Source organism: Paenibacillus sp. FSL K6-1558 (assembly GCF_038002565.1).
Lineage (GTDB): Bacteria > Bacillota > Bacilli > Paenibacillales > Paenibacillaceae > Paenibacillus > Paenibacillus polysaccharolyticus.
Genome location: NZ_JBBOCV010000001.1, coordinates 84,128 through 104,637, shown reverse-complemented (window position 1 = coordinate 104,637; position 20,510 = coordinate 84,128). Strand labels below are relative to the sequence as shown.

Below are 20,510 nucleotides of genomic sequence, written 5' to 3'. Positions count from 1 at the left end.
TCCCTTTCTTGCTCATCTGATAACCTAATAACGAATCATTCCAGTATAAACCTTATGCTACTCGATACGCCAGTTCTTCCCTTCTGAACATAAAAAGTACCCCTTCTCTATAAAGAGAAAAGGTACTCAATATAAACATTACCTATATAAGACGTTTACCAAGGAATATTTCCGATGCCGTCCAAAATCGTATCGATCTCACTCAGGTCTGCGGCTGTTAATTCAGGAGCCTTGAGTGCAGCAACATTTTCTTCAATCTGCGATACTCGGCTGGCTCCGATCAATGCGGACGTTACACGGTTACCACGTAATACCCAGTTGAGTGCAAGTTGTGAAATCGTCTGTCCTCGTCGTTCTGCCACGGCTTGTAGCGCTTCGAATTTCGCGATACGTTCGTCTGTATAAGATTCTTTCTTTAGATTACCTGTAGGATTGGCCCGTTCCGCTTTGATTTTGTCCACGTATTTGTTCGTCAACTGACCTCGACCGAGTGGGCAAAACGCAATAGAACCTACACCTTGCTCGTCCAACACATCTTGCAAACCCTCTTCAATCCAGCGATTCAGCATGGAATAATTCGGCTGGTGAACAAGACAAGGTGTTCCGAGCCCGCGCAGAATCGTCACCGCTTCCTGCGTCTGTTGTGCATTGTAGTTGGACAAGCCCACATATAACGCCTTACCTTGCCTTACGATGTGATCCAGCGCTGTCATCGTTTCTTCCAGTGGCGTGTCTGGATCTGGACGATGATGATAGAAAATGTCTACATAGTCCAGTCCCATTCGGCTCAAGCTCTGGTCGAGACTGGCAATCAAATTTTTACGGGAACCCCACTCGCCGTAAGGGCCGCTCCACATATGGTACCCTGCCTTAGAAGAGATCAGTAGCTCATCCCGGTAAGGACGCAGATGTTTGTGGTAGATCACGCCAAAGTTCTCTTCTGCTGACCCTGGAGGTGGCCCATAGTTATTCGCCAGATCAAAATGATTAATACCGAGATCGAACGCGCGTAAAATCATTTGTTCCTGAATATCCAGCGTGCGATTGCCGCCAAAATTCTGCCATAATCCCAGCGCAATCTGTGGAAGCTTAATTCCCGATTTGCCTGAGCGAGAATAGCTCATATCATCATAACGTTGTTCATTTGCAATATAAGGCATCGTGAATTCACTCTTTTCTGTAAAGTAGGTTAAGCCCAGCCGTTAATACTCTTTTATCTTAGTCATTTTTCTGCATAAACGATATGGTTTATCACTACATTGATATGTAAAAATGATCGTTATAGCTAAACTTATACTTCAATTTAAGTACCAATTACAATTATATATATGTTAAAATGCAAGAATCAATTGATTCTCACAGGAGTGGACGTAATGATTACGTATATGTTCAAAAACACGCATTTTCAGGAGTTGCAGCTCCTTCATTATGGTACTGAAGCCTGCACGCCCGGGCACCACTTCGGCCCAGCAATGAGGGATTACTATAAAATCCATTATGTCCTGAACGGCAAAGGCACGTTTGAAGTTGCAGGGAAGACTTATCAACTACGTAAGGGGCAAGGCTTCCTGATCGTGCCACATTTCGTGGTACATTATAAAGCTGATCAAGATGATCCATGGGAGTATAGCTGGGTTGCATTTCAGGGCACGCATAGTGCTTCCTTTTTACAACAAGCCTCTTTATCGGAACAACAACCCATCTTTGATCTCGGTGACGAAGACGATGAGATGCGCTCATGTCTGCACCGCATCATCCATTCTCGCACGGCTTATAAAGGCTGGGAGATTAGTATGACCGGATGGCTCTATCAGTTTTTTGCCATTCTGATTGATCATTCGCATGACGAGAACGTTCAGCCCACTGCAGAATACGGCAAAGAAACATATGTAACCCAAGTGATTGATTTTATCGAGATGAACTATGCCAACGCCATTACAGTGCAGTCCATCGCCTCTCACATCGGCTTGCAGCGAAGTTATCTGTGTTCACTCTTCAAAGATCAGATCGGAAGCAGCATTCAATCTTATCTCGTCCATTATCGTATGCGCAGAGCAGCCGAGCTGACGCTCGATCTTAGCCTGAGTATCGGGGATATTGCCCGTTCCGTCGGATATACAGACCAACTTCTTTTCTCCAAAATGTTTAAAAAAGTGCTGGGTGAAGCTCCCACCTACTATCGAAAACACAAAACAGCACCTTCCCCATGAACCCATGTTAGGAAGGTGCTTACCTATTATAAGATTATAAGATCTAGACGTTTTCAGGCATGGCAATGCCGACAACCTGCACTTTAACTTCTTTCACGATTACGCCTGCCATCTGCTCCACCGCTTGCTGTACGTTATGTTGCAGTTCCTGGCAGACCTCGTGCATCTTGCGGCCATATTGCACATTAATGCGCAATTGAATGGACGCTTCATCATTTTGAATATGAACGTCAATTCCTTTTTGCAGACTTTTACCGCTGATGCTCTTGGCGAGACCTTCCGTCAGCCCAACAGACATGGAAGACACTCCTGGAGTGGTTTGCGCGGCCATGCCCACAATTTTGGACACGACATCGTTAGAAATATGAATGGTTCCAAGCTGAATCGCTGGAGGTGCAATATATTCCGCTTCGGTTACAGTTTTTTCAATGATTTCAGACATAAGTTCCTCTCCTTATGATCTTTTTTTGTTGTTCTAAGTATGGATGTTATCCCTTCTATTCTACCACGGTTTACGCACAGTTACATTTCTGCCCTCTAGGCGTGCTCACACAGGATAATAAATAGATATTAACCAAAATCAGGGCCAGTGCAATGCTGAACCGGACAAATGCATTACCTTTAAACAATAGATTTATCGCCGTTCTTCAGCTTTGAATTATTCTTTTCTCTATATATTAATATTTACTATATATCAAATCCCTTCATTCCTGCTAATTCCTCTATCTTAAATCTTTCTTAACTAAAAAAGAAAACCCTGACCTACAGGCCAAGGCTGATAAAACGCAGTGAAATGTATAAGGTGCACTGCTAATTTACACGAGCTTCGAATACATATGACGCAGATAGCGCCAGCGTACTATGGCAAAGAAGATAAGTTGCATCGTGACAAACACCATAAATACGCCAAGGCTATGATCTAGAATCGAAAACTGAACCATCTGATACAGCGCCGTAAATGCAACTGTACTGTGAATCAAAGCCACGAGAAGCGGCAGGAAAAACATCAGCACGAGCTGTCTTGTTACAATTTTGCGTAGCTCCGGGTGGCTAAGCCCCATTTTACCAATCATGCGATACTGTGCCTCATCTCGCTCCAGATCTGCATACAGCCTGAAATAGGTGAAGCTCGCCGCGAAGGTGAAAAACACAATACCGATCAATCCACTTACGATGAGAATGATGCCATTGGTTTGTTTGTTATTCAGCCAGTCTACGACAAGAGAAGTGAACTGAACATATCCCTTCTCCGGACGGTCTTTTTCAATAGTATCCAGCAATTCCGAAGCAAAACTGCGTGTCGACATCCAGTCTTTTACCACAAAAAATGTCGTCTGATCGGAGTAAAAATCAACATCCATCTTAATCTCTGCAATGTATGCTTCTCGAATCTTGGAATACAGGTCATCAGAAACAACGTAGACGCCCGCCTCACCCTCCATCGGAATCACGATATCGGTTGCCGGTGGCAACATCTGCATTTGTAAATGCTGCTGTTCACCAACATACAAGTCAGCGGAGTATGGGTAACTGTCCTTTTTCGTATCTAACAGTTTATTGCGTGCAGTAATATTGGGTGCTGTATTAAACGCCAGATCATTGCGATCCAGCACCCGTTCTTCATAACCAAGTGCTTTGGCAAGACGGTTATATGAACTCAGTTTGATGATGTAGTTGTTATTGTTCTCATAGAGAGGCTGGTAACTACCTTTTACATATGGAACTTCGCGATTAACCAGCGTCTCTTCAATTTTTTGGATCTGACGATCAACGACTGCAGAATCCGTAAAGCCTGAATTTGTATACGTAAAAGCATATGGATTCGTCATGGAAGACAGCCTTGGGTCACCTATAGTCAGCATGCTGCCAATGCCCGTAAACGCAGAAGCCGAGATAACACTGACCATAAAAAACATCACGGCGTTATCTTTCATGCGATAGGTAAGCTCGGACAGAAAGAGCAGATTGGTCTTGCGGTAAAACAATCCTTCTTTCTTTTTCAATGCCCGAATGACATATACACTCAGCTGCGTGAACAGAAGATACGTACCTGCAATTACGCTGAGCACACTGCCAAACAATAAAGGGAAAATATATGATCCCCACGCGAAAATAAATACACCTGTATACCCTCCACCAATCAGCACAACCGAGAGCAGCGAGAGCAGCGGGGATGCCTTAGGTTCAGGTTTTGGTTTTTCCTCTGACTTCACGAGGTCAATTAACGTTCCCTTACGAATCAGCAATGAGGATGACAGAGCAATGACTACAAAAAGCACCAGAAACGCTCCGGCTGTCAGCAGAATTCCTTTGAGTGGAAAGTAAAATCTCAGACTGTTCTCCACCGCAAGCATGGAACCACAAATAAGCAAAACCAATTTACCAAATATGAGTCCAAGTCCGATACCTGCCACGATGGAGGCTAAGCCGATACACATATTTTCCATAAATAAAAGTCGGTTCATCTGTTTTCGAGTCATGCCGATGATCAGGAAGATACCAAACTCCTTCTTCCGAGTCTTCAGAAATGAACCGACCGAATACAGCAGAAACAGGAAAGAGAATATGAAAATGATGATTTCAGCAATCATCAGGCCTTGGTTCGCAAGCACCGTCACCGTCTGGGAAGAACCTTTCAAACCATCTTGTAAATCCGGGTGGAACAGCAGCAACGCATAGATAAAAAAGATCATAACCGAGAACGTACTGCTTAGAAAATGAGCTAAATAAATTCGTTTGTTTCGAACAACGTTATTAATGGCGAACTGGCGAAAATTCATGTCCAGAGCCTCCCATCAGGGATAATACGTTTATAATCTTTTGATAGAAGGCCGCGCGGTTATCACCGTAATGAATTTCGTTATATAATTGACCATCCTTAATGAAGACCACTCGGCTACAGTAACTAGCTGCCACAGCATCGTGGGTTACGAGCAACATCGTCGCCTGATCCTCTCGATTGCGCTGTTCAAGAATCTCCATCACATCCTTGGCAGCCTTGGAATCCAGATTTCCCGTCGGCTCATCCGCCAGAATCAGCTTGGGAGAATGGATTAACGCTCGAGCGATCGCTGTCCGCTGTGCCTGTCCGCCCGATATTTCATACGTGCGTTTGTTTAAAATTCCTTCAATCCCCAATTTGTTAGCAAGCTCCACTACTCGCGCATTCATCTCCCGAACGGAAATACCGTCTAATGTTAATGGGAGCACGATATTTTCCTTCACCGTCAGTGTGTTAAGCAGGTTGAAGGATTGAAAGACAAAGCCTAGTTCTCTGCGCCGGAACAAAGCCAGCTGATCCGACCCCAGATCAAATGGATTCTGACCCGCAATTCGCAATTCCCCTGACGTCGGATGATCAATGGTTGAAATCATGTTCAGTAATGTTGTTTTGCCACTACCGGACGGCCCCATAATGCCCACAAACTCTCCCTCTTGGATACTAAGATCAATCCCTGACAAGGCTTCATAGGATACAATCCCTTTATAAATTTTGCTGATCTGTTTGACGGAACATATCTCCATACGTACAACTCCTTTAACGATTAACGTCTAATTTTAATTTCTAAGTACTTATCTTCTTCGCTAACCTTCTGACTACAGTCTACCCGAAACTTCACTCATTCTCCTATGGGTTAACCTTTCACCAACATGACAATATTGTAAGATTCCGTACCCGTCCCCCTCAGAAATCGCAAGAAAAAGACGCCTTCCTCCCAGCACGGCAAAAGGCGTCGTTATTTCACTTGTAATTCATATTCAACTTCATATATAAAATCAGGTCTAATTATTCATTATCTTGCGTTCAAACCGAAAAGGTAATTCGGACTGTCGTTCCTTCCCCATATACCGATTCAAGCTCAATCTGATGATTCATACGTGTCAGCACTTCTTTTGCGATGTACAGCCCCATACCAGTAGATTCCTTAAAATGCCTTCCGTTCTCCCCAGTGAAAAAGGGTCTAAACACCCGGTTTAGGTCTGATTTGGGTATGCCAATCCCATGATCCTGAACTTCCAGTATGACGTTCTGCTCCGCTTCGTAGGCGCGAAGATGCACTTTCTGTCCACTGCCTGCAGCATACTTGATGGCATTGGATAACAGCTGTACTAGCACAAATCGAACCCACTTTGCATCAGATTGCACCACCAGCGAAGCATCAATCTGCATCTCGGGATACACATGGTTACGAATGAAAAATCGTTTCAACTCATGAATCGCTTCTTCACCTACCACTCGCAGTTCAACCGGTTCCACGCTGAAGTCCTGCTCGAAGGTATCCAGCCTTGCGACATATAGGACCGTTTCCAATCCACGTCGCATCTGATCTGCTTCCTCACGAATACTGCGAAAACGAGCATCATCGTCCTCTTCTTCTTCCACGGTCAGCTCAATGACCGATAACGGTGTTTTCATCTGATGTACCCATTGGTTCATAAACGTAAGATATTCCTGTTGCTTTTGTTCGAGCCGGCTCAGATGTGCGTGATATTGGCCGTACTGGGAATCCAGCAGTTTTTCCAAAGAGGCTGATAACGGCGCCGTTTCATGTAATGCTACCAATTCATTCAGCGAATTCACGGGCTGTGTCATACGGGTGTAAAAGGCTCGATGTGACATGTAACGATACACCAGATAACCGACATACAAAAACAAGCCCAGCCCTACGGCATATAGCGCCGTCTTCCAATGATCGTATCCATCGTACCAAAATACAGCAACCACGGTGAACATCATCGCAAACACCCAGCACGTCAGAGCGATATGTTCTCGAATAAACAACTTCATAACGATGATGTCGCTTTCCAGTTATTAATCAGCCTGTATCCGGAGCCTCTCACCGTTTCCAGCGCATCGGTAATGCCTAGTTCGGCAAGACGTTTCCGTACCCGGGTAATATTAACGCTAAGGGTATTATCATCCACAAACGAGTCATCCCATAACTTCTCCAAAATGGTTTCCCGACTGACCAGCTTTGGACTGCGACGCATCAGCGTTTCCAGTAGAATCGTTTCCTTTTTGGTGAGTTGCACTTTCTGATCGCCGAGTTCAATCTCAAGCCTTTCCAAGTACACCACGAGTCCGTTCAGTTCGACCTTACGTTCTTCATCTCGGGCAGCATAATCTCCATACACCCGGCGCAACTGACTACGTATTTTAGCCATAACAATCTCATGTTCAAACGGCTTGGTAATATAATCATCAGCCCCGTTCTCCAGCGCCATAACCTGATCCATCTTGCCACTTCTCGCGGAAATAAACAGGATCGGACATGTCGATATCGTTCGGATCTGCCTGCACCAGTAAAACCCGTCATAGCTCGGCAAGTTGATATCCAGTAATACAACATGAGGCTGAAGCTGTTTGAATTGTTCCGTCACATTCTCAAAATCCTCAACGGATACAGCTCGGTCCCCATAACGCTCGATATGTGATTTCAGCAGTCCCGCAATCTTGGGATCATCTTCAATAATCATAATGGTATACATGAAAAGCTCTCTCCTCTAACCTGTTATGATGGCAAACGTCTCTTTATTTATAGCCAAATCATAACACAGGATAGATCAGCGGGCATCGACTTGCTTGCGCCAGCTTCGAATATCTGCGTTTAACTGCTTCACATCTCCAGTAGCCTTTTGGTCGTCAGACAACTTGAAATGCTGTTTCAATGCCAGAATACGATACACACTCTCGTCAATACGAGACTCCTTGATTTTGCCTGACTTCACTGCGCTAATTAAAGTATCAAAGATCGTTTTCGCACTTTCATAACTATGAGCCACCAGCAAAATATCACTTCCGGCCTGAACCGTTGCGATTGCAGCCTTGTTCAATGGGTAGTTTTTCGAGATCGCCCCCATGCTCAGATCATCAGTGATCACTACACCGTCATACTTGAACTTTCCGCGCAGATGATTCCCTATGATCACTTTTGATAGGGATGCCGGGTAATTCGGGTCCAGCTTGGGAAACAAAATATGGGCAACCATTACCGCCTCGGCCTGTTGTTTCACCGCCGCCTGAAACGGAATCCACTCCAGCTCTGCAAGCTGTTTCTCCGATTTGTTCACCACAGGCAAGTCCAGATGAGAATCGACGGAAGTATCACCGTGGCCTGGAAAATGTTTCACCACCGGGATGACCCCTTCACTACGAAGTCCTTTCATCTCGGCGATCCCCATACGTGTAACCAGGTCAGCAGTAGTGCCGAAGGAACGATCTCCAATGACTGGATTTTTGGGATTACTGTTAATATCCAGCACGGGTGCAAAATCAACATTAAAACCGGCAAGCTTGATCTGTCTCGCCAGCAATGCGCCCATCTTCTCAGCAAGCTTGGTATCATTGGTTTTGCCTACTTTTCGATTGGACGGGATCGACTCAACCGCCTCTGGCATGCGGCTTACCTTACCGCCCTCTTGATCCACACTCATTAGAATGGGAACCGGGTTTTGCTGATTCGCCTCTTTAATCGATTGCACAAATGCGGCCGTTCCCTGAAGCGTTGTTACGTTGTTGGCATAAAAAATAATGCCGCCGATCTTCTGGTCAGCAATCATTCGTTTCGCCTGTTCATCCAACGCTGTTCCTTGCACACCAGCAAGAATCATCTGGCCTACTTTTTCCTCCAGCGTTAGTTGCTGAAGCTGTTCCTTTACCGGATCAATCTCTTCCTGTGTTTCATCCTGAGGTTCTTCATGTACTTCATCTTGAGGTGCAGCGGCGTTATTCCCAGACGGTGATTGATTTTGGCTCGCTGCTGTTCCATTATTGTTACCTGTTGCAGTTGAAGGCTTTGGAGCTTGTCCGCATGCGGCCAGTACAAGGCTCAGAGTTGCAATCACAGACAGCACCAGCACAAATCTGAAATTCCGCTTCAAACGCAGGTTTCTATTCATGTTCAAGGATGTTCTTCCTCCTTATGTCTTATCGGTTCTGAAAATTTTGGAATTCGTTCAGGCTAACCTTACCATAAGGTAAATGATTTTCAAAATAGGTCTTAGATGTGAAAAGTATTCTTGCTTCTTGTACTTGGATATGGCATGAATAGCTGCTTTAACATTGGGCGGGAGTATACGTTGTGGATGTGTTCTGGGTATATGCGGATTTCCGCTTTCTATTGTGAATTTTTCATATGATGAAATATTTATTTTTTGAGAATGGTGGGTATTAAGTTCTTTGTTTAAGAGGATGGTTATTGGAAAAATAAAATCGGGAATAAAAAAACCGCCTTGCGGCGGCTCTGCTGTTGATTTTAAACACCTTTTTATCCCGTTGTTATGGATGTAATCACATGTTAAGTATTACTATTTTGAATTTTTCATATAATGAAATTCTCAGTGCAATTTGGATAATACTTCACTTGTAAAAGGAATGATATCGGCATTATGTCCCTCTTGCACTTTAAGCGGCCATTCGGGATCACTTAGTAGCACACGTCCAAGTGCAATTAGATCGAATTCCCCATTCTTCATCTTATCATCCAGCAAGTCAAGATGAGCATCTCCCGTTTCTTGCTTTTCACTGCCACGTTCAACAAACTCTGCCTCTAGACCTACTGAACCAACCGAAATCGCGGGTTTACCCGTTATTTTCTGGGTCCAGCCGGCAAGATTGAGATCAGAACCTTCAAACTCCGGAAGCCAGAAACGACGTGTGGAACAATGGAAAATATCTACCCCCGCTGCACTGAGCGGTTCCAAAAACTGTTTCAGCTCCTCTGGCGATTCGACCAGTTTTGCCTCGTAACTGCCCATTTTCCATTGCGAGAAGCGAAGAACAATTGGAAAATCAGGTCCTACTGCAGCACGGCAAGCTTCGATCACTTCGACTGCAAACTGTGTCCGGCGTACTAAATCTCCGCCATACTTGTCAGATCTGCGATTCGTCTGCGCCCAGAAAAATTGATCAATTAAATATCCATGCGCACCATGTAACTCAATTCCATCAAAACCGATACGTTTCGCATCAGCCGCTGCTTCTGCATAGGCTTGTATAAGCTCTTGGATCTCCTCTTCCGTTAATGGTTCGTAAGCCGCTTCACCAGCCATGCTTATTCCGGACGGACTAACCGGGTGAGCCTCTGCATTAGGTAAATCTCCAGAGCGCCGTGCAGTGCCAACATGCCAGAGCTGAGGCATTATTTTCCCGCCGGCATCGTGAACAGCCTTGACCACATTCGCCCATCCTTGCAGCGCTTCTTCTCCATAAAAAAGTGGAATGTTCTCACCACTTACTGAGGATGGATGGTTGATCCCTGTGCCTTCTGTAATAATAAGTCCCACGCCGCCAGCCGCTCTAAGGCGGTAATAGTCAGCCACATCGGGCCCTGGCACACCGCTCGGTGAAAATCCCCGCGTCATCGGTGCCATAACAATTCGATTGGGCAAGGTAAGTTTGTCAGATGTGAACGGTTTAAACAATGATGAAGGTACGTTCATGATTTAGTCTCCTTTGCAATGGAAAGTTTACATTTCGCACTTACCTTGAGATGTGACATGCTTTGGATACATCAAGCAGTGGTCATACGCCTGTGGACTGTCATGAATATTTCTCTTTATCCATTTTATAGATTCTTATTTTTATTTTCAAACAAATTTCTCACACGAAACTGAACCACAAAAAAAAGAACAGCTTCGGAAGAGCCGCTGTCCGTTGACTCGGGTGCTGCAGATTGTTCTGCACGATGAATATCATCAGCACATCGCCGGGTCACCAACAATGTGGATGCAGCATAGTATATAATCCATAATCTTCCTTATATTTTAATTTGAATTCACAGGAATATCCACTCGATTCACTCGTAATATTTTTCCAGATGAGGGCGATAGGACGTCCGGGTCTGTACCCAATCCAAAATAAAAATCACCATCAAGCTCCTCAAATGACTTGGCATAAGTGTCCTGTGTAAAGCGCAAAATTTCATTCCATGTTGTCAGATCATTGGTTTGATAGACCCTGCTCACGTAGACATTGGCCTGCTTGCGCGTATACGTTAACACATAAACTTTATCATCACGCACAAGCAAGTCTGTTGGTAACGCATTCGCATCTGCCAGACTGACACGTCTCGCCTGATTGATATCCGTCATCACATTCAATGACTTAGGCAACAGTTGACTATCATTGAAGACACCACCAGCAATATACACCAGCTTATTGTTAAAATTAATATTTTTACCGATTTTATTGTACGGAACTGTACCTTGTTGATAGGTCAACCCGGGTAACATTTTGTTACCGTAGATAGCTACGTCTCTCTTTTCCAAACGTTCATTAATCTCCAGTATATTCGTTTTGTCATTCCATATTTTATTGGCGGGGTACATCATTCCGGAGGCATACAATTTCCCCTGGATTTCGAATAGCGTATATGCTCTAAAGCCAAATGTGTTGATTGTTGCAAACTGCTGCCAACTTTGCCCATCATTATGTGAGATTAAGACGGTTGGTTTGGTTTCTGTGCCAAGTGCAGCAAACAGCTTGCCTTGATAATATGCGAGATCATAGACATGAACGCCCTTGGGCAGATTGCGATATTTGGTCCACGTCCCTTCGTCCAAGCGGTAAAAGTTTCCAAAGTCCCAGCTTTCACCATCGGAATCATGACCAGGGATATACAGTTTTCCATTTAACACCTTATAGAGATCAATCTGCTCTTCATCCACGTACATTTTTGTTGAGGGTATAATGCTCGGATTACTGTTTGTCACCGCCTGTGTCTGAAACTCGGCATTCGTTGCATCATAGTACACGACAGGGATCGGCCCCGCATTTTGTGCAGGCCCCGTATTGCTGCTATTTCCATGACCCAGATAGATTTTACCGTTGTATTGTTGCATGTCCCATACGTTGTTGGCATAAGGCGATTTGTTAAAAGCCCTCCCTAACAATTCCAGTTTGCTTGTCACATCAACGGATTGAATCGGGGCATTTGACACTTGCACACCCCCACGCTCTGTAGCCACAGGTCTTATGGCCGGAGTGTTCGTCTTGGGTTTGGCGTTTCCCATCAGCATCCAGCCTGCTCCGGCGACAAGAGCCAGCCCAATTGCTGCCCAGGTTACTTTCCTTTGCATATCCGCATCCTCCTTCAACATAATCACTTTTCATACGTTCAAAAAAGATACAAATTGTATCTTTTTATAGTATGTAAAAGGTGCGTACACTGCAACAAATTTCGCCCTTTTCAGCAAAAAAAGTAGACGCTCGTATCCGTGGATAAGAGGTCTACTATAAGAATTCAAGAACTATTCTGCTTTAACCAAAATTTTCACCTGATTTTTTTCTTTAAGCAACGCTTCAAAACCGTGTTCTACAACCTCATCCAGCACAATTCGTTTGGTCACCAGCTTGTCGGCCGGGAAAAATCCTTTCTCCATCAAACGGATGACAGCCGGGAACACATCGCGATAACCGATGATTCCGTTTACTGTGCGCTCTTTCATCACAATGGAGTTCGGCTGCATTGGCGCTTCTTGTTCAAAAATGCTTACAATCATCAGTTCGCCACCAATACGCGTTGAGTCAATCGCTTGTTGCAGCACACGAGGCACACCTGTTACTTCGTAGGCTACATCGACTCCCCCTTGCGTACGCTGGTGAATCTCTTCAACCACTTGAACCTCGGTCGGATCAATCACAATTGCACCCAGTTCTTTCGCTTTTGCTTTACGCTCCGGCGACAGTTCCACAACATAAATATCCGATGCTCCGGATGCCTTGAGCGCTTCAATCACCAGTAGTCCAATCGGCCCTGCACCAAATACCGCTGCCGTATCCCCGACGTTCAGTTTACTCTGGCGTACAGCGTGCAGAGCTACTGCAGAAGGTTCAACCAGAGCACCTTGCTCATAGGAGATGGAATCAGGAATGGCATGAACCATCTTCTCATCTGCTGTTACATACTCGGAGAATCCCCCTCCGCCCCCGGCCAGACCTAGAAATCCCATCTTGTCACATAAATTGTATCTGCCCTGTTTACAAGCTTCGCAATGACCGCATGCATAAATGGGCTCTACAACCACACGATCACCTGCCTGAAAACGAGTCACCCCTTCGCCCACTTCAACCACTTGTCCAGAAAACTCATGTCCCATAACCACAGGTGCTTTTTCCCCTGTTAGCGGATGTGGAGCCTGAGCTGGTATAAAAATCGGTCCAGCTGTGTATTCATGTAGATCGCTACCACAAATCCCGCACCATTCCACTTTTATTTTCACTTTACCCTGTTCAATCTGAGGTTCAGAAATATGTTCCAGACGAAGATCTTTGACACCATGCCAACGCAATGCTTTCATTTCATTCATCTCCCAAATGATTAATTCATATAATATCGGAAACGTTTCCGTAAATTAAATATGTCACATTAGAGATAACCTGTCAAACCTCTTTCTCCATAAATATGTCGATCTCGTGAGTAAATTCGTCGATTAATCTGTAATTTTATGCTGATAAAGAAAATAAACGCGATGATCAGTCTAAGATTTCGTTTGTTTTTAATCATAAATTAGAAAATTAAACATAAAGATGCATAAATTTACATCCATTTCTGTTTGTTTACGGGATACTATAATGTTGCAATGGTATAATCAAGTTATATGCATACTTTGCAATACATACATAAGCCTAAAATACGGAATCGTTTCCGATGAAGTGAGGTCAATGATAAAGTGAGTAAAGAGCAGAAAATCACGATTAAGGATGTCGCTGAGCGCGCTGGTGTAGGGATTGCTACCGTATCGCGGGCTATTAACAATTCGGATGGAATCAGTAGTGCAACACGAGAAAAGGTTATGCGTGCCATAGAAGATTTAGGATTTGTGCCCAACACTTCTGCACAGAGTCTCAAAATCAGGCAAACGCATCAGATTGCACTTGTTGTTCCGGATATCCGCAACGCCATCATTCCCGAAATCTCCTGGTCCGTTGAGCAGACCGCGAAGCAGCACGGGTACCATGTTGTGCAGATTAACACAGCTGGCAATGCCAGAACAGAACTTGAAACGATACGTAATGTGAAGAAATTACACGTTGATGGTCTTATTTTCATGCCACTTGCCTATCCAAAAACACTGCCCGGACTCATTGACAAAGCGCCTCTTCCCATCTCGATTATTAACTACGGAAAAAAATTGGAACCTGGCATTCAAGCAGACATCGTCTCCTTATCGCAACCTGAGGGAAAACTGGTTATGGAGCATCTGTTTAAGATCGGAAGAACCCGGATTGCTTATGCCGGAGCCCCCAAAGATATTATCGAGGAGCGTTATCGTGCTTACGAGCAGGCTGTCGGACATGTGGATATTTCCCTCGTTTACTTCGGTGAGGACTTCTCACTTGCTACGGGAGCAAGTGCAGCGGATTACTTCTATGGTTTGACCCATATGCCGGATGCAGTCTATGCAATCAATGATATGGTTGCCATCGGACTTGTGAACCGCTTTAAAGAGCTCGGCGTACGGGTACCCGAGGATGTTGCTGTGGTGGGCGTGGATAATAATCAATGGACAACGGTGTCGTCGCCCCAGATCAGTTCCGTCTCCATCATGGGTGAGGAGGTCGCTCGGCTCGCAACGGAGTTGTTGCTTAAACGGATACGTGAGATGAGTACTTCGGATTACGAACATATCCAGTTCGAACCGCGGTTGATTGTCCGCGAGTCCAGTGTAGCTATGATTCGCTCGTCAAACCCGATAAACAATGCCCATTCCTAAAAATGAGGATAAACGGATCTGTACACAATTATCGCCGTATCCATTCAAAAAACGAGCTTCTTATTTTAAAATAAGAGGCTCGTTTCTATGATCGCTGTTATTCAATACAGATAGCGTTGCCTCAATGCTTTGCTCGATGAACGAACGATCCGGTGCCGCCTTCATTAGCACAGTTAACCCAATCATCGAAACAACTAAACTTTGTGCCACAAGTCCGGCGTTTAACTCCTCTGGTAACTCTCCATTCTGTTGACCTTTTTCGAGTGTTTCTCTGAAAATAACCGCCAGATACATCTGATGCTCACGTGTTAACACAGCAAATTTGGGATCATGGGGAGCCAGTTCAACCATGGTGTTGATACAAAAACAACCGTGACTGGCATTAACTTTCTTCTTCCCAGATGTAATCCAGTCAAAAACAGCGCGAAAAGCTTCTCTGACGGACTCCCCATGCCCTAGCATAGCTCTGATCTGCGCGGCATGTGAATTGGTGTATCTACGAAGCACATGTTCAAACAGCTCCATTTTATCTCCGAAAGCTGCATACAAACTGGGACGCTGAATCCCCATTGCCGTTGTTAAATCCGTTAGTGAGGTTGCCTCGAACCCTTTAAGCCAAAATACATGCATAGCAGCATCCAGTGCTTCTTCTGTGTTAAACTCTCGTTTTCTAACCACAATACCCCTCCATTATTTATCGAACAGTATAGTTATATACTAACGCAGTGATTCGAAATGTCAAAATGTATTTAAATCATCAATCCTCCCTCCCCCACAATAAACATAGCATCTCAGTCAATTAATAACCATTTCCTCTTTTTCTAATCAGGAGCCCTATTGACATTCAGAAAGATAAAATATATGGTTAATCCCATCAATAATATACCAAACAGTACAAAATAGAAAACAAGAAAGGAATGCGACACAAATGCAACATTCTATTCAAAAAGTAAACAAGGAATCTTCTACAAAACAGAGCATGACAGGAGCATTAGCATGGGTATTTGCTGTGTGTAGCGGTCTATCCGTAGCGAATATTTACTATGCGCAACCCTTATTGGATTCCATCGCACTCGAATTTCATCTATCTACTGCAACCATTGGTCTCGTGATTACCATTACTCAGATTTGTTACGCGCTTGGCCTCTTACTGCTTGTTCCACTGGGAGACCTCGTCAACCGCCGAAAACTGATCCTGATCCAGATGATTTTATCCGCATCCGCTCTAATCGTTGTAGGAACTTCTGCTTCATCATCCATTTTATTCTCAGCTATTGCAATGGTTGGGTTATTAGCCGTTATCACACAAACCTTTGTTGCTTATGCGGCTCATTTGTCAGCCGACTCCCAGCGAGGGAGCATCGTAGGCCGGGTAACCAGCGGAATTGTCATCGGCATCTTGCTTGCGCGATCTGTGGCCGGTTTGATGAACGACTGGTTGGGCTGGAGATCTGTATATTTATTTTCAGCCAGTCTCACTCTGATTAGTGTATTTGTGCTGGGGCGTATGCTCCCTCAAGGATCGTTCAAACAATCCAAGCTTGGCTACTTGCAACTGCTTGCTTCCACCCTGCGACTATATAAAGAGTTACATGTACTTCGTATCCGAGGGTTACTAGCCATGTTGATTTTTATGGCCTTCAGCATATTGTGGACTGCCATTGTGTTACCACTCAGTGCATCCCCAATATCGTTATCCCACGCTGCTATAGGCGCTTTTGGCTTTGCAGGCCTTGCTGGAGCACTTGCTGCCGCCAAAGCAGGCAAACTGGCCGATCATGGTTCTGGACAGAAAACAACCGGCATTTCTCTCATCATTTTAGTGTTGTCCTGGATTCCTACCAGCCTGTTACATACTTCATTATGGTTTCTGGTTGTGGGTGTGATCCTGCTTGATCTTGCCGTGCAAGCTGTACATGTGACCAATCAAAGTCTGATTTATCAAGTCCGTCCGGAAGCTCAGAGCCGATTAACTGCATCGTATATGATCTTCTATTCTATCGGCAGCGCTGTTGGTTCCATTATTTCTACACAAGTGTACGCCTGGTCAGGCTGGAGGGGAGTATGTTTGTTAGGTGCGGGCGTCAGTATCACGGCTTTGGTGGTATGGATCGTGGATCGTCTTTCGGAACGGTTCGTTTCAGCGAGGCGTGATTGATAGCAATGGTTGAGATTGTTTCATTAATAAAACGAGCTTCTCATCCAATGATAAGAAGCTCGTTTTGCCTGTTTTCTTTTTTACCGCTTAAATCAGCAATTCGTTAATGGAAAGAGTGCGCTCTTTGGACAGATCACGATACTGTTCGGATTCCACTTTAATCAGCGGTTTGAAAATATCGGACGCATTGTTCATAACAATAACACCTTTCTCACCATTGCTGAGAAGTACTTGTTTACCGATAAAGTTAGGCAGCAAATGCTGCATTAGCGCTTGAACCGCCTTTTCATTCAATTTACCGAATCCCATGCCATAGATATCCCTGAGATTGTTGATCAGGTTCGGATTACTTGCTCCATGTTTACCGGTCCGCATACCAATGTAAATATCAGCTACGGACACAATTTGGGTATACGGATGTATCTCACCTTTTCCGAGTTGCATTGGATAGCCGGAGCCGTCTTCTCGTTCATGATGCTGCAAAGCTACAAGGGCCGTAACTTCGTCTGTCATCGAGTTTTTAATAATTTCGTGTCCGTAGATGGTATGGCGCTGTAATTCAAGCTGCTCGTCCGCCGTCAATGGCTCTGTTTTATTCCGGATTCGAAGTGGGACTTTACATTTGCCGATATCGTGCAAATATCCTCCGCGACTGATCTTGTAACATTCTTCCTGAGAATATCCAAGCCAGCTAGCAATATAGAAGGATAATAGACCTACCTGAATCGAATGGGTGTAGTTGTTAACGTCATCACGTTCCAGCATCATCAGGAGATGTACAACGTCCTTTTGCTCATCAAGTCCCTCCACCATCGGTTGCAGAGCATCATCCACCATCGTTGCATTAAACTTGCCTACCGTCAGCGCTTCCAGAAACGCATTCTGATAATTATGTACAGTTTGAAGGAATTGAGACTTCATCTCTTCCTCAGGAGGTTGTTCACCCGTGCTTGTGCTGCTTGTTGTACTGTTACTTTTTGATTCCGCTGCATGTTTCATAGAAGCTGCAAAAAACTCCGCTTCGGTAATTCCTTCATCACGCAATTCAATGTCTACGTAATCCACACGATGCTGCATGAGCAAGGTAATATCCTCACTTCGAATGACAGTCCCCTTTCCGAGAATGTGCAATCCTGCATCACTAAACGTATCCGCTGTCAGACGGTCCCCGTCTTGCAGGTTCATAATATGGATTCTCAATCGGAACTCCCCCTGAACAAATGATTATAGTTAACAACCCCGAATGATCGGGGCCGAGACATACTTATACATCTTATATCGTTTGAATCCAACATTTTCAACATAGTCCAAACGACCTTAATCATATGGACAAAAATGAACGTCTAAGACTTTATCCTCATAGGCAATAAGGTATTATCCCGGTTTTTAATTTCGTGTATGCGAGATTTAATAACTTTTTCAAGTGTTTCCAAGCGAATGAAACGAAACCAACGTAATGAAAAAGAGCCCTAACACATGGTTTGGACTCCTGATTCATGAGCAATTCATTACAATGCGACTTAAAGTTTAATGGATTCCAGACTTGCACCTTTTACGAAAAAACGTTCAATGCTCTTCTCCACCGATGCATCAGGAATAAGCGGCGGCGCCTGATGTGGTTTCACCCGCGCATCAATAATCAGCTGGTCACAGCCCCAGTGCTTGTGATTATAACTGCTGTTCACTCCGTACATGTCATGTGAAGGGTTGCTGCGCGTAAACGTAGCCCATAAGAAGTTACTGAGGTTTGCACTCGTGAACGAGCTGTCATCACACACGATAATCAACGGGCATGATTCCAGTCCCCCACGCTCTTGCAGCAGATCCGTAAACTCTCTCATCTCCCGCGCAGTATCTTCATACGTAGTGAAGGCAGATGTCTGGATGGAAACCATGCCCGGCATGATCAGTTGCGGATTGTCGTAACCGTGAATGTTCTTCAACGATTCCGGCACTTCTTTGCACAATTCACGAATCTTGTCGCCGTATGCCGCCATAACCACCTTGCTACCGCTGTTGAGCCCCGTACCTGAGTAGTCGAGTGTATCAATCGTAGTATGCGTATGAAAATGAATATCCCTTTGCAGATCCATCCGTTCCAGAATATAGGTGAGGAACTCAACTTCTTGATGCGTATCCAGCCGTTGCTGATCCTCCGCCGTAATAAACAGATACTTCGCCAAGCTGAGTTGGCCTGTTCCTAAAATTCGATTGGCAATCGTCAACAATTCGGTTGGTTGCTTCACATCCGTATAAGGCGTATAACGCTCACTACCGATGGCAAATAACAAAGGATGGACTCCAGCAGCATCCACAGCATGCACTTCTTTCACACCCGGAATTTCCTGTTTGATGGCATCTCCCGTAATTTCATGAATAAGATCGCCAAATGCCGTATCTTCTTGCGGCGGACGCCCTACAACCGTAAATGGCCAGATCGCGTTTGGTTTAGCATATACTTTATGAACACGCATAAGCGGGAATTCGTGAGTCAGGCTATAGTAACCCAAATGGTCCCCAAAAGGACCTTCCGGCTTGGTCTCGCCAGGATAAATCTCCCCCGTAATGACAAAATCTGCGTCATTGCTAATGCAGTACCCATCCTTGTAGCTATATCTGAAGCGACGTCCGGCAAGCAGGCCCGCAAAGGTCATCTCACTTAATCCTTCTGGCAGCGGCATGACTGCTGATAACGTATGTGCTGGCGGGCCGCCGATGAAAATGCTAACTTTCAGCGGTTCGCCTTTTTTCACCGCTTTGGATTGATGGATTCCGATTCCACGGTGAATTTGATAATGTAATCCAATCTCTTTATTCATCTCATAGTCGTTGCCACTCAGCTGCACACGATACATGCCCAGATTGGAATTCATAATGCCCGGTTTGTCCGGGTCTTCCGAATACACTTGAGGCAATGTGACAAACGCGCCTCCATCCATCGGCCAGTGTTTGATGAGCGGCAGATCGGAAATCTGAATCTCCTGCGCCGATACCGGAAGGCTGATGGATTTTTGCTTCGGCAATGCCTGCCAGGCAGCAAGTCCTGTGCGAACATGTTTGAGTGGTGTCTTGAGTGCCTTCATAGGGTCGTCCCGCACATCCATAACGCGCTGTACACCTTCCAGTGTCTCGCGAAACATGAACTTACTGCGTTCAACGGTGCCGAACAGATTCGACACGGCTTTGAACTTGGAACCTTTTACATTTTCAAATAACAGCGCCGGGCCCTTAGCCTCATGCACCTTCATGTGAATCGCAGCCATCTCCAGATTCGGATCAACCTCTTCCTTAACCCTGATCAGATGACCATGCTGTTCCAGATCGTTAATACAATCTTCCATATTGCGATATTTCATCGGATGGCTCCATTCTGTGTATAATAAAATCGCTAGATTATGTTCATATATTCACATAGACGCACGACA

At 44.8% G+C, this 20,510-nt stretch carries 16 protein-coding genes; 3 read left to right on the top strand and 13 right to left on the bottom strand.

Annotated features, from left to right (window positions below; all coding sequences use genetic code 11):
• Positions 1 to 155: 155 nt before the first annotated feature.
• Positions 156 to 1,160: an aldo/keto reductase gene (locus MHI38_RS00410; protein ID WP_308721886.1), complete on the bottom strand. Its 1,005-nt coding sequence runs from the start codon at positions 1,158 to 1,160 to the stop codon at positions 156 to 158.
• A gap of 213 nt (positions 1,161 to 1,373) precedes the next feature.
• Between MHI38_RS00410 and MHI38_RS00405 the strand changes: the two genes are divergently transcribed.
• The gene (locus MHI38_RS00405) at positions 1,374 to 2,210 is read left to right on the top strand and encodes an AraC family transcriptional regulator (protein WP_308721887.1); all 837 of its coding nucleotides are present in this window, start codon (positions 1,374 to 1,376) and stop codon (positions 2,208 to 2,210) included.
• Positions 2,211 to 2,253: 43 nt separating this feature from the next.
• On the opposite strand, the gene MHI38_RS00400 is transcribed toward MHI38_RS00405, so the two are convergent.
• The 9 genes from MHI38_RS00400 to MHI38_RS00360 form a co-directional block, all read right to left on the bottom strand.
• Positions 2,254 to 2,652 carry an Asp23/Gls24 family envelope stress response protein gene (locus MHI38_RS00400; RefSeq protein ID WP_090923986.1) on the bottom strand — a complete coding sequence of 133 codons (399 nt, stop codon included), beginning with the start codon at positions 2,650 to 2,652 and terminating at the stop codon, positions 2,254 to 2,256.
• A gap of 373 nt (positions 2,653 to 3,025) precedes the next feature.
• Positions 3,026 to 4,990: an ABC transporter permease gene (locus MHI38_RS00395; RefSeq protein ID WP_341180792.1), complete on the bottom strand. Its 1,965-nt coding sequence runs from the start codon at positions 4,988 to 4,990 to the stop codon at positions 3,026 to 3,028.
• Positions 4,965 to 5,735: an ABC transporter ATP-binding protein gene (locus MHI38_RS00390; protein WP_253494904.1), complete on the bottom strand. Its 771-nt coding sequence runs from the start codon at positions 5,733 to 5,735 to the stop codon at positions 4,965 to 4,967. Before MHI38_RS00390 ends, MHI38_RS00395 begins: the two co-directional genes overlap by 26 nt.
• Positions 5,736 to 6,015: 280 nt before the next feature.
• Positions 6,016 to 6,999, bottom strand: a complete 984-nt coding sequence (locus tag MHI38_RS00385; protein WP_253494906.1) for a sensor histidine kinase — start codon at positions 6,997 to 6,999, stop codon at positions 6,016 to 6,018.
• Positions 6,996 to 7,700 (bottom strand): response regulator transcription factor, encoded by a 705-nt coding sequence (locus tag MHI38_RS00380; protein ID WP_090923982.1) that lies wholly within the window; start codon positions 7,698 to 7,700, stop codon positions 6,996 to 6,998. The genes MHI38_RS00385 and MHI38_RS00380 overlap by 4 nt, the downstream gene beginning before the upstream one ends.
• 75 nt (positions 7,701 to 7,775) lie before the next feature.
• Complete coding sequence (gene nagZ, locus MHI38_RS00375; RefSeq protein WP_339839403.1) at positions 7,776 to 9,110, bottom strand: beta-N-acetylhexosaminidase; 1,335 nt, start codon at positions 9,108 to 9,110, stop codon at positions 7,776 to 7,778.
• A gap of 438 nt (positions 9,111 to 9,548) precedes the next feature.
• Positions 9,549 to 10,652 (bottom strand): NADH:flavin oxidoreductase, encoded by a 1,104-nt coding sequence (locus MHI38_RS00370; protein WP_221791176.1) that lies wholly within the window; start codon positions 10,650 to 10,652, stop codon positions 9,549 to 9,551.
• Positions 10,653 to 10,976: 324 nt separating this feature from the next.
• Positions 10,977 to 12,290 carry a hypothetical protein gene (locus MHI38_RS00365; protein WP_090923980.1) on the bottom strand — a complete coding sequence of 438 codons (1,314 nt, stop codon included), beginning with the start codon at positions 12,288 to 12,290 and terminating at the stop codon, positions 10,977 to 10,979.
• A 171-nt stretch (positions 12,291 to 12,461) separates the two neighbouring features.
• Positions 12,462 to 13,511: a 2,3-butanediol dehydrogenase gene (locus tag MHI38_RS00360; RefSeq protein ID WP_154889481.1), complete on the bottom strand. Its 1,050-nt coding sequence runs from the start codon at positions 13,509 to 13,511 to the stop codon at positions 12,462 to 12,464.
• Positions 13,512 to 13,883: 372 nt separating this feature from the next.
• On the opposite strand from MHI38_RS00360, the gene MHI38_RS00355 reads away from it, so the two are divergent.
• On the top strand, positions 13,884 to 14,927 hold the full coding sequence (locus MHI38_RS00355) for a LacI family DNA-binding transcriptional regulator (RefSeq protein WP_090923978.1): 1,044 nt from the start codon (positions 13,884 to 13,886) through the stop codon (positions 14,925 to 14,927).
• 60 nt (positions 14,928 to 14,987) lie between these two features.
• On the opposite strand, the gene MHI38_RS00350 is transcribed toward MHI38_RS00355, so the two are convergent.
• Positions 14,988 to 15,605, bottom strand: a complete 618-nt coding sequence (locus MHI38_RS00350; protein ID WP_154889483.1) for a TetR/AcrR family transcriptional regulator — start codon at positions 15,603 to 15,605, stop codon at positions 14,988 to 14,990.
• A 250-nt stretch (positions 15,606 to 15,855) separates the two neighbouring features.
• Between MHI38_RS00350 and MHI38_RS00345 the strand changes: the two genes are divergently transcribed.
• The gene (locus tag MHI38_RS00345; protein ID WP_339838550.1) at positions 15,856 to 17,085 is read left to right on the top strand and encodes an MFS transporter; all 1,230 of its coding nucleotides are present in this window, start codon (positions 15,856 to 15,858) and stop codon (positions 17,083 to 17,085) included.
• Positions 17,086 to 17,172: 87 nt separating this feature from the next.
• Here MHI38_RS00345 and MHI38_RS00340 read toward each other — a convergent pair whose 3' ends face one another.
• A complete protein-coding gene (locus MHI38_RS00340; protein WP_341180791.1) occupies positions 17,173 to 18,285 on the bottom strand; it encodes an HD-GYP domain-containing protein in 1,113 nt (370 codons plus the stop codon).
• Positions 18,286 to 18,605: 320 nt separating this feature from the next.
• Positions 18,606 to 20,441, bottom strand: a complete 1,836-nt coding sequence (locus MHI38_RS00335) for a UbiD family decarboxylase (RefSeq protein WP_341180790.1) — start codon at positions 20,439 to 20,441, stop codon at positions 18,606 to 18,608.
• Positions 20,442 to 20,510: the final 69 nt, after the last annotated feature.